The sequence below is a fragment of the Cupriavidus metallidurans CH34 genome, assembly GCF_000196015.1.
Lineage (GTDB): Bacteria > Pseudomonadota > Gammaproteobacteria > Burkholderiales > Burkholderiaceae > Cupriavidus > Cupriavidus metallidurans.
Genome location: NC_007973.1, coordinates 2,435,896 through 2,449,283, shown reverse-complemented (window position 1 = coordinate 2,449,283; position 13,388 = coordinate 2,435,896). Strand labels below are relative to the sequence as shown.

12 protein-coding genes are annotated in these 13,388 nt (G+C 64.2%); 8 read left to right on the top strand and 4 right to left on the bottom strand.

Translation table 11 applies throughout. The features are described 5' to 3' along the window. From RMET_RS11210 to RMET_RS11185, 6 genes are all read left to right on the top strand, one after another. Positions 1–1,101, top strand: a complete 1,101-nt coding sequence (locus RMET_RS11210) for an ABC transporter ATP-binding protein (RefSeq protein ID WP_011516939.1) — start codon at positions 1–3, stop codon at positions 1,099–1,101. After that, on the top strand, positions 1,098–1,982 hold the full coding sequence (locus RMET_RS11205) for a carbohydrate ABC transporter permease (protein ID WP_011516938.1): 885 nt from the start codon (positions 1,098–1,100) through the stop codon (positions 1,980–1,982). Before RMET_RS11210 ends, RMET_RS11205 begins: the two co-directional genes overlap by 4 nt. Beyond that, complete coding sequence (locus tag RMET_RS11200) at positions 1,975–2,805, top strand: carbohydrate ABC transporter permease (RefSeq protein WP_008641554.1); 831 nt, start codon at positions 1,975–1,977, stop codon at positions 2,803–2,805. Before RMET_RS11205 ends, RMET_RS11200 begins: the two co-directional genes overlap by 8 nt. A gap of 11 nt (positions 2,806–2,816) precedes the next feature. Further along, entirely contained in the window at positions 2,817–3,125 is a 309-nt protein-coding gene (locus RMET_RS11195; protein ID WP_011516937.1) for a DUF2160 domain-containing protein, read from the top strand. Between the two features lie 123 nt (positions 3,126–3,248). Continuing rightward, positions 3,249–4,979 carry an ABC transporter substrate-binding protein gene (locus RMET_RS11190; RefSeq protein WP_008641556.1) on the top strand — a complete coding sequence of 577 codons (1,731 nt, stop codon included), beginning with the start codon at positions 3,249–3,251 and terminating at the stop codon, positions 4,977–4,979. Between the two features lie 183 nt (positions 4,980–5,162). Beyond that, a complete protein-coding gene (locus tag RMET_RS11185) occupies positions 5,163–6,374 on the top strand; it encodes an ATP-binding protein (RefSeq protein WP_011516934.1) in 1,212 nt (403 codons plus the stop codon). 27 nt (positions 6,375–6,401) lie between these two features. Here the strand turns inward: RMET_RS11185 and RMET_RS11180 are convergent, their stop codons facing one another. Beyond that, positions 6,402–8,366 carry a sensor domain-containing diguanylate cyclase gene (locus RMET_RS11180; RefSeq protein ID WP_035821978.1) on the bottom strand — a complete coding sequence of 655 codons (1,965 nt, stop codon included), beginning with the start codon at positions 8,364–8,366 and terminating at the stop codon, positions 6,402–6,404. A gap of 255 nt (positions 8,367–8,621) precedes the next feature. Further along, positions 8,622–9,482 (bottom strand): LysR family transcriptional regulator, encoded by an 861-nt coding sequence (locus RMET_RS11175; RefSeq protein ID WP_008641566.1) that lies wholly within the window; start codon positions 9,480–9,482, stop codon positions 8,622–8,624. An 85-nt stretch (positions 9,483–9,567) separates the two neighbouring features. Here RMET_RS11175 and RMET_RS11170 point away from each other — a divergent pair, with 85 nt between their 5' ends. Together RMET_RS11170 and waaC are read left to right on the top strand one after the other, a co-directional pair. Next, positions 9,568–10,176 (top strand): cysteine hydrolase family protein, encoded by a 609-nt coding sequence (locus tag RMET_RS11170; protein WP_011516932.1) that lies wholly within the window; start codon positions 9,568–9,570, stop codon positions 10,174–10,176. Between the two features lie 214 nt (positions 10,177–10,390). Then, positions 10,391–11,413: a lipopolysaccharide heptosyltransferase I gene (gene waaC, locus RMET_RS11165; protein ID WP_011516931.1), complete on the top strand. Its 1,023-nt coding sequence runs from the start codon at positions 10,391–10,393 to the stop codon at positions 11,411–11,413. Here waaC and RMET_RS11160 read toward each other — a convergent pair. Together RMET_RS11160 and RMET_RS11155 are read right to left on the bottom strand one after the other, a co-directional pair. Further along, complete coding sequence (locus tag RMET_RS11160; protein WP_011516930.1) at positions 11,368–12,057, bottom strand: hypothetical protein; 690 nt, start codon at positions 12,055–12,057, stop codon at positions 11,368–11,370. The genes waaC and RMET_RS11160 overlap by 46 nt on opposite strands. A gap of 142 nt (positions 12,058–12,199) precedes the next feature. Further along, positions 12,200–13,387: a c-type cytochrome gene (locus tag RMET_RS11155; RefSeq protein ID WP_011516929.1), complete on the bottom strand. Its 1,188-nt coding sequence runs from the start codon at positions 13,385–13,387 to the stop codon at positions 12,200–12,202. Position 13,388: the final 1 nt, after the last annotated feature.

Here is a 13,388-nt window from a genome sequence, read left to right as displayed (position 1 = left end):
ATGGCACGCATCGATCTCGACCTCGCGCACGCCTATGTCGCCAATCCTCAGAAGGATGAGGACTACGCGCTGCTGCCACTACATTTCACGTTCGAGGATGGCGGTGCCTACGCGCTGCTGGGCCCGTCAGGCTGCGGCAAGACTACGTTGCTGAACTGCATCTCGGGTCTGCTGCGTCCCTCGCAAGGCACGATCAGCTTCGATGGCAAGGATGTGACTGGCGATTCGCCGCAGGCACGCAACATCGCCCAGGTATTCCAGTTCCCGGTGATCTACGACACGATGACGGTCGGCGAGAACCTCGCGTTCCCACTGCGCAACCGCGGTGTACCGGCCGCGCAGGTCAAGGAGCGGGTTGGGCGCGTGGCCGAAATGCTCGACCTCTCGGCGTCGCTGGACCGCCGCGCCAGCGGGCTGGCTGCCGACGCCAAGCAGAAGATTTCGCTGGGTCGTGGTCTGGTGCGGCAGGACGTATCGGCGATCCTGTTCGACGAGCCGCTGACCGTGATTGACCCACACTTGAAATGGCAACTCCGTCGCAAGCTCAAGGAGATCCACCACGAGTTTCGCCTGACGCTGATCTACGTGACCCATGACCAGACCGAGGCACTGACCTTTGCCGATCAGGTTGTGGTCATGTCGCGTGGCAAGGCCGTGCAGGTGGGCTCGGCCGATGCATTGTTCGAGCGGCCCGCGCACACCTTCGTGGGGCACTTCATCGGCTCGCCCGGCATGAATTTCCTGCCGGGCCAATGGCGCGATGGTGGCATCGAAATGGCGGGGCGGCGCTACGCGCCCGACCTGTCGCCAGATGTGGCAGCGAGGCTGCAGGCTGCCGGCAGCTTCAAGGTCGGCGTGCGTCCGGAGTACCTGAAGCTGGCAGCCGGCAACGATCCGCAGGCGCTGCCCGTGCGCGTGGAGCGCGCGCAGGATATCGGCACGTACTGGCTGGTGTCCTCAACGGTAGACCACGGCGAAGCCGCGACCCTGCGCGCGCGGCTGGGAACCGAGGCCGCGCATCTGCGCGCTGGCGATACCGCGTGGTTGTCGGTGTTCAACCGGCATACCTGCTTCTACGTCAACGAGGAACTGGTCCAATGAAGCCCGTCAACCAGAAGGCCTGGCTGCTGGTGCTGCCAGTGGTGCTGTGCGTGGCGTTCTCGGCCATCCTGCCATTGATGACGATCGTCAATTACTCGGTGCAGGACATCATCTCGCCTGATCGGCGGGTGTTCGTCGGCACCGAATGGTTCCGCACCGTTCTCCGGGACGAGGAACTGCATGGCGCGCTGTTCCGCCAGCTCGGTTTCTCGCTGGCCGTGCTGTGCGTGGAGATTCCGCTCGGCATCCTGCTGGCGCTGTCGATGCCGGCCAAGGGCTGGAAGGCATCGGCGACGCTGGTCATCATCGCGCTGTCGCTGCTGATTCCCTGGAACGTGGTCGGCACGATCTGGCAGATCTTTGGCCGTACCGATATCGGCCTGCTCGGGGCCGCGCTCGACGGGCTAGGCTTCGCCTACAACTACACCGGTAGCGCGTTCGACGCCTGGGTTACCGTGCTCGTCATGGACGTGTGGCACTGGACACCCCTGGTGGCATTGCTCTGCTACGCGGGGCTGCGGGCCATCCCGGATGCCTACTACCAGGCGGCGCAGATCGACGGCGCATCGCGCTTCGCGGTGTTCCGCTTCATCCAGTTGCCGAAGCTGCGCGGTGTGCTGATGATCGCGGTGCTGCTGCGCTTCATGGACAGCTTCATGATCTACACGGAGCCGTTCGTGCTGACCGGCGGCGGGCCTGGGAATGCCACCACGTTCCTGTCGCAATACCTGACGCAGAAGGCGGTAGGCCAGTTCGACCTGGGGCCGGCCGCGGCGTTCTCGATCGTCTACTTCCTGATCATCCTGCTGACCTGCTTCATCCTCTACAACTGGATGCAACGCGCCGGCACGGCGGGCGCCGAGGAGATTCCGAATGGCTGAGCATGTGCTTCCGGGCCAGCGCGCCAGCTGGTGGCGGCCTGTATTCCTGACCACCTACCTGTTGTTCGCGATCGTGCCGATCTACTGGATGGTGAACATGTCGTTCAAGACCAATGAGGAGATCGTCTCGACACTCTCGCTCTGGCCGGCATCGTTCACGCTCGAGCACTACGTGACGATCTTCACCGACGCGTCGTGGTACTCGGGCTACATCAACTCGATGATCTACGTGGTCCTGAATACGGTGATATCGATCGGCGTGGCGCTCCCGGCCGCCTACGCGTTCTCGCGCTACCAGTTCATCGGCGACAAGCACGTGTTTTTCTGGCTGCTGACCAACCGCATGACGCCGCCCGCGGTGTTCCTGCTGCCGTTCTTCCAGCTCTACACGACGATCGGCCTGATGGATACACACCTTGGCGTGGCGCTGGCGCATCTGGTGTTCAACGTGCCGCTTGCGGTTTGGATCCTGGAGGGTTTCATGTCGGGCGTGCCACGCGAGATCGACGAAACCGCCTACGTTGACGGCTACTCGTTCCCGCGGTTCTTCCTGACGATCTTCCTGCCGCTGATCAAGGCCGGCGTGGGCGTGGCGGCGTTCTTCTGCTTCATGTTCAGTTGGGTGGAGCTGCTACTGGCGCGGACGCTGACGTCCGTCAACGCCAAGCCGATCGTGGCGACGATGACGCGCACGGTGTCGGCGTCGGGCATGGATTGGGGCGTGCTGGCAGCGGCCGGCGTGCTGACCATCGTGCCGGGCGCCATCGTGATCTGGTTCGTGCGGCACTACATCGCGAAAGGCTTCGCGATGGGCCGCGTTTGAGGGAGGCACCGATGCTGAGCTGGATGGTGTGGACCACGCCCGTGGCGGTGTTCTTTGCCGCGGTGGTGGTGATGCTGATCGGCATGACGATCTGGGAAACCCGTACGCCGACGTTGATGCGCAAGGGCTTCCTGCCCATCGCCACCACACGTGGCGACCGCCTGTTCATCGGGCTGATGTGCGCGGCGTGGATCAACCTCGCATGGGTAGGACTGGGTGAAAAGATCCAGAGCTGGCTGCAACTGGCCGAAGAACCATCGATATGGATCAGTGCGGGCGCCTCTGCTCTGGTGCTGCTGCTGATCATGCGCCGGGGCTAGTGCTCCGGCGCAACGCGGATTTTGCTGATGTGGGCTGCGAGATCTTGTCCCTTCCCCAGGGCCGCAACCCAATTACAGAGAGCCGGGGAAGGGGTTCATGAGGAGACACAGATGAAAGAGCGCGTGAAGTTGGGGATGTCGGCCCTGGCCTTTGCGGCCGCGCTGGCTTGCGGTCATGCGGCCTGGGCCGACGAGGCCTCCGCGAAGAAGTGGGTAGACAACGAGTTCCAGCCGTCGTCGCTGTCCAAGGACAAGCAGATGGCGGAAATGAAGTGGTTCATGGACGCCGCCGCCAAGCTCAAGGCGAAGGGCGTCACCCAGATCAACGTGGTGTCCGAAACCATTACCACGCACGAGTACGAATCCAAGACGCTGGCCAAGGCCTTCGAGGAAATCACCGGCATCAAGGTCAATCACGACATCATCCAGGAAGGCGATGTCGTGGAAAAGCTGCAGACGTCGATGCAGTCCGGCAAGTCGATCTACGATGGCTGGATCTCCGACTCGGATCTGATTGGCACGCACTACCGCTATGGCGCGATCCTGCCGCTGTCCGACTACATGACCGGCGTGGGCAAGGAGTACACGAACCCCGGCATCGACATCAAGGACTTCATCGGGACGAAGTTCACCACGGCGCCGGACGGCAAGCTCTACCAGCTGCCGGATCAGCAGTTCGCCAACCTGTACTGGTTCCGCGCCGACTGGTTCGCGCGCAAGGATCTGCAGGAGAAGTTCAAGGCCAAGTACGGCTATGACCTGGGCGTGCCAACCAACTGGTCCGCCTACGAGGACATTGCCAACTTCTTCACCAACGACGTGAAGGAACTTGACGGCAAGAAGGTGTTTGGCCACATGGACTATGGCAAGAAGGACCCGTCGCTCGGCTGGCGCTTCACCGATGCGTGGCTGTCGATGGCCGGATCGGCCGACAAGGGGCTGCCCAATGGCATGCCGGTGGACGAGTGGGGCATTCGCGTGGCCGAGGACAAGTGCACGCCGGTTGGCGCGTCGGTCTCGCGTGGCGGCGCCACGAACAGCCCGGCCGCGGTCTACGCGCTGACCAAGTACATCGACTGGATGAAGAAGTACGCGCCGCCGCAGGCCATGGGCATGACCTTCTCCGAGGCGGGCCCGGTGCCTGCCCAGGGCCAGGTGGCGCAGCAGATCTTCTGGTACACGGCGTTCACGGCCGATATGACCAAGAAGGGCCTGCCGGTGGTCAATGCCGATGGCTCGCCGAAGTGGCGCATGGCGCCGTCGCCGTACGGCCCGTACTGGAAGCAGGGGATGCAGAACGGCTACCAGGACGTCGGCTCGTGGACTTTCTTCAAGAACACCGATCCGAACCGTCTGGCTGCCGCCTGGCTCTACGCGCAGTTCGTGACGTCCAAGACGGTGTCGCTGAAGAAATCGCTGACCGGCCTGACCTTTATCCGCGACAGCGATATTCACCACGAGTACCTGACCAAGAACGCGGACAAGTATGGTGGCCTGATCGAGTTCTACCGCAGCCCGGCCCGCGTGGCCTGGACGCCGACCGGCAACAACGTGCCTGACTATCCGAAGCTGGCGCAACTGTGGTGGAAGAACGTGGCCACTGCGGTGACGGGCGAAAAGACGCCTCAGGTGGCGATGGATACCCTGGCCGAGGAGATGGACAACGTGATGGGCCGCCTGCAGCGTGCTGGCATGGCGAATTGCGCGCCGAAGCTCAATCCGAAGAGCGATCCGTCGAAGTGGCTGTCGTCGGAACATGCGCCGTGGAAGAAGCTGGACAATGAAAAACCAAAGGGCGAAACCATCGCCTATGACAAGCTGCTGCAGGCGTGGAAGGAAGGGCGCGTGCGCTGATTGTTGCTGAACGGGGTGTTCGGCTTGTAGGGAGGAGCGGCGGCGCTGTTGCGCCGCCGTTTCGTTTTGTGCCGGATCTGTGCCAGTTTGGAACTTCCGCGTTGCACTCCGTATTCGACACCCTAAAGCCTCCCATGGCTATCTAGAATCGCTCGCAGTTGGATCTCATGGACAGAGGCAAAGATGAACGAATCCGAAAGCATTTTCAGACGGCGGCAGCTCGCGGCCGAACTCGCCGACGAGCTGATGGGCGATTCACGGACAGGCATGGCGTGGTCGGGGTTGTTCCTGTCCGCGCCACGCCGCACGGGCAAGTCGACGTTTCTGCGGGAAGACCTCCAGCCGGCACTCGAGCGTCGTGGCGCACTGGTTCTGGTTGCGGATCTATGGAAAAACAACGATGTCGATCCTGGCGACGTGATCGTCGACGTCGTACGCCAGGCACTGGCCGCGCATGAGGGAGTCGTTGCCAGAGCGGCGCGCGCCGTGGGGCTGGACCGGTTCGGATTCGGAGGCTTTTCTTTCTCGATAGACCGGGTGGGGCTCGGCAAGGGTGTTGCCCTATCCGATGCGCTGGCCGAACTGTCGGACAAGGTCCAGCGGCCCATCGCGCTGATCATCGACGAAGCTCAGCAATGCATGGCCACCCGGCGCGGCAACAACGCGATGTTCGCGCTCAAGGCGGCACGTGATGAACTGAACTTCGCCCATCACGGCCTGCGCATCATCGCCACGGGCTCCGATCACCTCAAGCTGCGCATGCTGCTTGGCTCTCGCGAGGCATTCTTCTGCGCGACGGAACGGATCTTCCCGGTGCTGGGGCGTGACTACATCGATTGGTTTCGGTCGCGGCACGGCTTTTCCGACGTGCTAAACGCCGATGTCATGACGCATCTGTTCGCGCGTGCGGCGTATCGTCCCGAGCTATTCGAGTCCGCGGCGGTTGCGGTGGGCAGGGACGGTCTTGTCGGGGACGATGCGGCAGCGGTGCTCGAGCGGCGGATCGACGAACAGATGCGCGCCGTTCATGCACCCGCTATGCGAACGCTGGAAGAACTGCCGCCGCTCGATGACGCGATCATCCGCGTCATGGCGACGAGCAAACAGATGTTCGCCGGATTCAGCGCGTCAACGATGCAAACCTATCGGCGAGTCATGAACGCCCTGTCAGGCGAGCCATCGTCGCGTCTCGACTACGCCGAGGTCGAGCGGGCGCTGGAAAGACTGGTGGTCCTGCGACTTGTCTGGCGCTCCGCATTGGGCCTGCATGTTCTCGAAGACCCAACGCTCGCCGAGGCGATGCGCCGTGCAGGGCTGCTTGACGTGGTCAGGCGCGTCTCGGGCAGAAAGCTGACCCTCGTTTCCGGGGCGGAGCACGACTTATCGGTTGCCTGAGGCGGGGCTGCGAATGGGCCACGTCAGCTACGCGTGCGGAGCGATATCCGTGGCCTTGTTGGGGCCGGTCGCCGAATAGCAGGCTTTGCCATGTCGCTTGGCGTCGTACAGGGCCATATCCGCCCGTATGAACAGTTCGCTGACGGATGCGCTCTGGCCGGATTGGTGGATCGCGCTGCCGACGCTGCACGTCGAGACGAGTGTCTGGCCATCGATCGTGAACGGGCGTAGCGCCGCATGAACGACAGCATGTCCGATGCGTTCGACGATACTCGGCGTGGTGATGTGTTCGAGGATGATGGCGAACTCGTCGCCGCCAATTCGGGCCACAGCATCGCCGCTGCGTACACAGGTGCGCAGCCGTTCGGCGAAAGCGACCAGCAGGCGGTCGCCGACCGGGTGGCCGTAGCTGTCGTTGACCGCCTTGAAATCGTCGAGATCCACCAGCAGCAGCGCAGCACCGTGATCTGCCGAGTCCGCTCGCGCCATGGCTTCCTGCAGTCGCCGGTCGAAGCCCTTGCGATTCAGCAGGCCGGTCAGGTGATCGGACAGCGTCTGGGCTTCGAGTGTGCGCAGCTTCAGGCGTTCGCCGGTCACATCGCGGGCGAACATGTGCAGGCCGGTGAGAACGTCCTGCGTATCGTTCCACGCTGGTTGGTAGGTGATCTCCCGGGCGGTGCCGTCGGAGGTTTCTCGCGTGAAGGTCACGACTTCGCCAGTGCGCGCGCGCTCGAGGTAGGGCTTGTTGGCGACGTAGTCTGGCGTGCCCCAGAGTTCTCGCACAGAAAGGCCCGTGATCTGGTCGGCCGGCAGGCCATAGTGTCGCGCATAGGCCTGATTGACGAACGCGAACCGCTCGCTGGCATCGATGAAAGCGACGAACTCGGGAACATGATTGGCGATGGCCACGAAGCGTTTCTCGCTCGCCGCGGCGCTGTCGTTGGCGGCCTTGAGCGCTGCCTCGCGCTCGGAGAGTTGCTGCATGACCTCGCAGAAGGCGCCGGCAAGCTCGCCGATTTCGTCCTCGCGGTTGACGAGCAGGTCCGCCACAGCGGATGGGCGCGTGGCCAGTTGCCTGACGGCGCGATGCAGGTGTTCGAGTGGGGCCAGCAGGAAACGGATCGTCATCCACATCAACGCGGCCGCAAAGATCAGAGAAACGACGCCGATGACGATGGCATGTTGGCGGGCTTCGAGCAGCGGCCCGTAGGCTTCCTTGGCGGGCAGGACCGATATCACCTCCCACCCGTTTGATGCCAGCAGGTGGCGCGCGACGACCGGTTGCTGCGGCTCCAGCGCTTCCCAGCGCGAAGCTGGCCGTTCGGCGCCGCAGGAGTCTCCCGAGGCGCGCGCAGGCGCGAGCACCTTCGCGCTGTCGGGATGCATGGCATAGCGTGGATTCGGACCGGCCGAGACCAGGCAATAGAACCCGGTCAGGCCGATGCGGCTGCCGGCCAGTTCGCGCAGGAAGTTGTCCGCGGACAGGTTCAGGATGCCGCCGACGACTGCGCGCAGTTCACCCTTCGCTCCCCGCAGGGGCACGGCGAGGATGACGCCGGGGGCGGCGCTGTGTTTGCCCTGCAGCAGGTCCGAAACGACAAACGGGGAGCCGCGCAGGATTTCCTTGAAGTAGTCGCGGTCGCTGATCATCATCTTGACGCCATCCGGAACCGCCGTGCTGAACGCGAGTGTGCCGTCGGGCCATGCCATGAAGACCGCGTTGAATTGCTCCGGTATGTCGATGGTGTCGGTGGCAAGCTGGCGCAGTCGGGCGGAGGGCGCGTCGAGCACGGGCGACAGGTTGCGGGCGAGCCGTCGCAGCACGACTGCGCGTGATTCGAGCTTCTCGTCCAATTGGTTGGCGACGAGCCTCACCAGTGTGTCCTGCTGGCTCTGAACGAGGTCGTTCAGGCGCCCATAGGCGTACCACTGGGAAATCCCCGCGCGTGCCACAAATACCAGCGTGACCACAATTGCGGCAGCGATCGCCATCCGGTACTTCAATGAGTGCCGCATGATTCTTGTCTATTCGCGCACTGACCCGTATTTGGCTGCCTGGATGCTTTCATTGAATGGCCCCACCTATCTATCATCGGCAACCGGTTCAAAGCGTAGCAGAACTGTTATCGGTTGCCTTGGGAGTACCGGCGCAAACGCGTGTGTGATCGCACGCGAGGTGGAATATGGCGCACACCGTGGCGGTGATGCGACATTCGGGAGCTTCCTGTGCGGCGGATGAGAGGATTGTCAGCGGCACTCGGCCAGCGCTTCGACCAGCCAGTCGATGACCGGACGGAAGCGTGACGCCCCACGAAACTCGGCCGGGTAAGCCAGCCAGATTTCACGGGTGACCTCGGGTACGTCCTGCGCCAGGGTCAGGCCCGGGTCTCCAGCGGCGAGGTAGTGGGGGAGCAGGGCGACCCCCAGGCCGGTGCGCACTGCCTGGCTGACCGCCAGCAGGCTATTGGACTGGAAAGCGAAACGCCGATTCAGCGATTTCGGCCACTCCACTTCCGGCAGCGTGAAACCCTCGTCGAGCAGGCCACAGAGTGGCGTATCGCTGGCGAGCGCGGTGGCCACTGTCATACCGGCCGGCGCATAGAGTCCGAAATGCACGGTCCCCGCGCGTTGGGCGACCACTGTGTCTTCCTGCGGCCGTGCCAGACGCACCGCGATATGCGCGCGGCGCCTGGCCAGGCTGGCTACCCGGTTGTCCAGTTCGAGCCTGACTTCCGCCTCTGGATTGGCCGCGTAGAGCGCCGGCAGGCGCGGCGTCAGCAGGCACGTGCCCATCGCTGCGGTGGCTGCCACCCGCACCACCCCCGAGACCCCCGATGCCACGCCTTCGATTTCCCGCAGCAGGCGGTCGGCGGACTGCTCCATCTGGCGCGCCGCAATCAGTGCGTTGCGCCCTGCCGCGGTCAGCACGAAGGTGCCGTCTGCCCGGGTGGCAACGGGCTTGCCCAGCGCTGTTTCCAGGCGCCGGATCCGTCGGATGGCCGTGGCATGGGTGATATCGAGTTCGCGCGCGCAGGCGGAATAGCTGCCGGCCCGCATCAGCGTTGACAGCGTTAGCAGATCATCCCATGAGATTGTGCTTTTTTGCACAGTGATTGTGAATGAGTGGCGAATTGGCGCACAGCTTAGCCTGTCCTACGATGCCTGCATAGTCACCTGGCCATGGAGATGTGAGATGTCAGTCGCCCCCGTTCCAACAACGCTTCTCGACGCTGCAGGCGCGAGCCGCCAGCCATCCGCCTGGTCGGATGCCGTTCTGGTGCTGGTGGATCACCAGCGCGAGTATGTCGACGGCAAGCTGCCGCTGACCGGTATGCCCGAGGCGGTGGCAAGCTGCGGAGAGCTTCTGGCGCTGGCGCGCCGGTACGGCTCGCCGGTGATTCACGTCGTGCACCACGGGAAGGCGGGCGGGGCGTTCGATCCGGCTGGACCTCATGCGGCGATCATCGAAGGTCTGACCCCCGTCGATGGCGAGCAGTCCGTGGTCAAGCATCTGCCGAACAGCTTCGCCGGCACCGACCTGGCCGATCTCCTGGTAGCCACGGGCAAGAAGGAGCTGATCGTGGCGGGCTTCCAGACCCATATGTGCATCAGCGCGACCGTCCGGTCCGCGCTCGACCACGGCTACCGCGTGACGCTGGTGGCCGCTGCCTGCGCCACGCGTGATTTGCCCGATCCACTGGGAGGTGCGCCGTTGTCCGCAGCGGTACTTCATCGCGTTACCCTGGCAGCCTTGAATGACCGGTTCGCCACCGTTGTGGCCGATGCATCGGTTTGGCACTAGCGGCAGGAATCGGCAGGAATCGGAAATCGGGAGGAATCGGGAGGAATCGGGAGGAATGCGCGCCGGTCAAGTGCCGGCGTTGGGTTTGAGGGGGTGAACAAGCGCGCTTGTCAGGATGCTGTGCGCGACTGGCTGAGGCATACTAGCGCCTTCCAAAACGCGGCCTGTCCGGCGGCGCCCCATTTTGCCGGCCATTGTGGCCGACCCACACCTCATGAAGCGCATCCTACTGATCAAGATCACGTCGCTCGGTGACATGGTGCATACGTTACCGCTGGTCCACGATCTGCGACGCGCCTATCCCGGCGCGAAAATCGACTGGGTAGCCGATGCCTCCTGCGCGGACATCCCGCGTTGGACGGTCGGCATTGATCGCGTGATTGCGCCGCCGCTGCGCCAGTTCAAGAAAAACGGCAAGAAGTGGCGAGACCTGCGTGGAATTCTCGGCGCGGTGCGCGATTTGCGCCGCGAGCCCTATGACGTGGCCATCGACGTGCATGGCGTCTACAAGAGCGCCATCGTTGCGCGCCTGTCCCGGACCCGCCGCCGCCTCGGGTATGCCGCCGAATTTCTAGGTGAGTCCCGCGCCGAATTTGCCTATACCGAACTGTTCGGGCCGCACGGCGATGCGGACTGCCGGCACAAGATGCGCCTCGTGGTGGCCAATGCGCTCGGCTACGAGATCGAGCCGCAGGAAACCTGCGAGTTGAGCATTCCGAAGCCGGCCGCGCCGCTCGCCGCAGACGGCGTGCCGCGTGCGATGCTGTTTCACGCTACGTCCGCCGAAATCAAGAAGTGGCCGCAGGCAAACTGGATCGAGGTGGGCCACGCGCTCTCGCTCCGGGGCTACCGCGTGCAGTTGCCGTGGGGATCGCAGCAGGAGCACGAAGAGGCGAAGGCACTTGCGGCCGCCATTCCTGGCGCGGAAGTGCTGCCGCGCATGTCGATCACGGAGTGCGCGCAGCGCGTCGATGCGGCGGCGCTGGTCGTCGGCATGGACACGGGGTTCGTGCACCTGGCAGATGCGCTCGGCAAGCCCACGGTCATGCTCTTCACCGCCACGTCCCGGCCGCATTTCGGCGTGAATCGGCCTGGCCAGTCGATCTCGGTCGGCGACAACGGCGTGCGCCCTCCGGTCGACGAGGTGCTGGCGGCGGTTGCCCAGGTCACTGGGCACGGTGCCGGCGCAAGTCAGGGATTGCCCCGCGATCGTGCTACGGGCGACGTGTCGGCGTAACGCCAGTAGTTGAATGCGACGATCGTGGCGCCGGCATGCGCCGTGACCAGATCCAGCATGAACGGCAGTTGGCGAATCCGTAGTCCGATCATGTAACGGGCCACGCCCTTCAGTCCTTCAGGCGGCGCAATGCGCTCCCCGTGGCGCATTGCCAGCCGCAAGATATGCACAGGGACGAATCGCTGCGGATCGCTCATGCGTGCGTGCGCGGCCTCCGCATAGAGCAGCGGCGTGTCCGCCAGCGCGGCGAAACGCGAACGCAACTGCGCGAGCATCGCGGGTGCCAGCGCCATGCCTGAGCCGTTCAATCCCAGTGCGGTCATGCCACGCACGTTGGCCTTCCACAAGCCGCCCACTACCATCAACGAGCCACGTTCCGCCGGCGGCGGCAGTGCCGTCATGGCTTCCCATACACCAAGCATGTCGCCATTCAGATCGAAGAGATGGCAGCGATCGGCGAATGCGCGCTGGTAGCCGACGATACAGTCGAGGTCGTCGTCAAACACCGGCAACACGTCGCGCGGCATTCGCGCCGGGCGGACTTCGAACAGCCCGGACGAGACGGGATAGCGGCCCGTCCAGGGTTTGGCAGCCCCCACGGCAAAGCCGGGGCCGGCATCCGCGGGCAGAAAATCCAATGACATCAGAAGCAGTCCGTAGCGATTGAGGATTGCATACGCTACGGGGGGCGAACGGGCGCGGCATGAGGATTTTTCGATGCGCGATGGCGGCCCTTTCTGAAGCTGCTCCGTGACTTGATCCGACGCAACCAGATGCCTGAGTGGACTAGTGAATAAAGCCTCCCTGGACGAATCGGACGGGTTCGGCATCCATGCGCAACAGCAGTGACGTGAGGCCATCCGTGCCGGGCGATGTCGGGCCACGGTCCTTGTTGACCTGACCGGTCGAACAGAGCAGATCTGCGGTACCCCACGCATCTCGGCCCGGCAGGGATCGCGCGCGCAGCCAGCCACCGCGGTCGGCCAGGAACTCGGTGCCAGCCAGCCTGTTGGGGGCAATGCCGGCGATGCGGGCGTATGCGTCCCAGGCCAGCGGTGATGCGGCGACGCACCCTGCGCGAAACTGTGGGACGTTGACGAGCGGTTTCCCATCGCGCGTCAGCAGCAATGTCAGGAAGCGTGGGTCTTCCAGTGGCAATCCGCCGGCATCACCCTCGAACGCCACCACTCGGACGCGCTGATGTCCGCGCCAGTCGGCCATCGCGCGGCCCCCATCCTGTCCGCAGCGTACCGTGACATCGAACAGACGCATTGGGATCGGCCAGGTGCCGAACGTGCTGGCGGCAGTGCCGGCTGCCAGCGCCTTGGTGTATTCGATGACAGCCCAGGTGTCGGCATCGTCGAGCTTTCGCGAGAAAGCGGGCATCGTCTGCCGGCCGTCGCTATCGCGCATCCCATTGGCGATATGCCAGAACAGATCGCCGTCGGCGCGACGCCCCAGTAACGGGCCGACGAACGTTGGTGGCCATCGCAATAGCCCGGCCGCGAGCGGTCCTTCACCCCGGCCATCCTCGCCGTGGCAAGCGGTGCAATGTTGCGCGTAGAGGCGTGCGCCATGCGCGATGCTGTCGGTTGAGAAGCGGGTGGGGCTGCGGTGAAAACTGGTGGGAGCGGCAGGGGTGAACAACAATGCCGGCGATGGCCAGGGTGCGAGGATAAGCGTCAGCGCCGCGGCAGCGAGCCAGGTCAGCCGCTTGCCCCGCCAGATGCTGGCGACGGCGAGGCAGGCCAGCGCCACGGAGATTGCCGCAAGGCTCCACGCGACCTGACGTGCCAGACCGAGATCGATCAGCAGCGTTTCCCCTGCGATTCTTCGGGCCCACGGCCAGGCGGGCTGGCCGTGTGCGTCACCGGAGAGGTGCAGCACATGCCAGAGCCGCAATAGCGCAAGCTGCCCGTCCTGCAACAGCGTGAGCAGCGTGTTGAGCCACGCCTGTGCCGGTGGTCCATTCATG

Excerpts from the sequence above, each read along its gene's own strand:
- RMET_RS11210 (WP_011516939.1), top strand. The coding sequence starts at position 1 with ATGGCACGCATCGATCTCGACCTCGCGCACGCCTATGTCGCCAATCCT.
- RMET_RS11205 (WP_011516938.1), top strand. The coding sequence starts at position 1,098 with ATGAAGCCCGTCAACCAGAAGGCCTGGCTGCTGGTGCTGCCAGTGGTG.
- RMET_RS11200 (WP_008641554.1), top strand. The coding sequence starts at position 1,975 with ATGGCTGAGCATGTGCTTCCGGGCCAGCGCGCCAGCTGGTGGCGGCCT.
- RMET_RS11195 (WP_011516937.1), top strand. The coding sequence starts at position 2,817 with ATGCTGAGCTGGATGGTGTGGACCACGCCCGTGGCGGTGTTCTTTGCC.
- RMET_RS11185 (WP_011516934.1), top strand. The coding sequence starts at position 5,163 with ATGAACGAATCCGAAAGCATTTTCAGACGGCGGCAGCTCGCGGCCGAA.
- RMET_RS11180 (WP_035821978.1), bottom strand. The coding sequence starts at position 8,366 with ATGGCGATCGCTGCCGCAATTGTGGTCACGCTGGTATTTGTGGCACGC.
- RMET_RS11170 (WP_011516932.1), top strand. The coding sequence starts at position 9,568 with ATGTCAGTCGCCCCCGTTCCAACAACGCTTCTCGACGCTGCAGGCGCG.
- waaC (WP_011516931.1), top strand. The coding sequence starts at position 10,391 with ATGAAGCGCATCCTACTGATCAAGATCACGTCGCTCGGTGACATGGTG.
- RMET_RS11160 (WP_011516930.1), bottom strand. The coding sequence starts at position 12,057 with ATGTCATTGGATTTTCTGCCCGCGGATGCCGGCCCCGGCTTTGCCGTG.
- RMET_RS11155 (WP_011516929.1), bottom strand. The coding sequence starts at position 13,387 with ATGAATGGACCACCGGCACAGGCGTGGCTCAACACGCTGCTCACGCTG.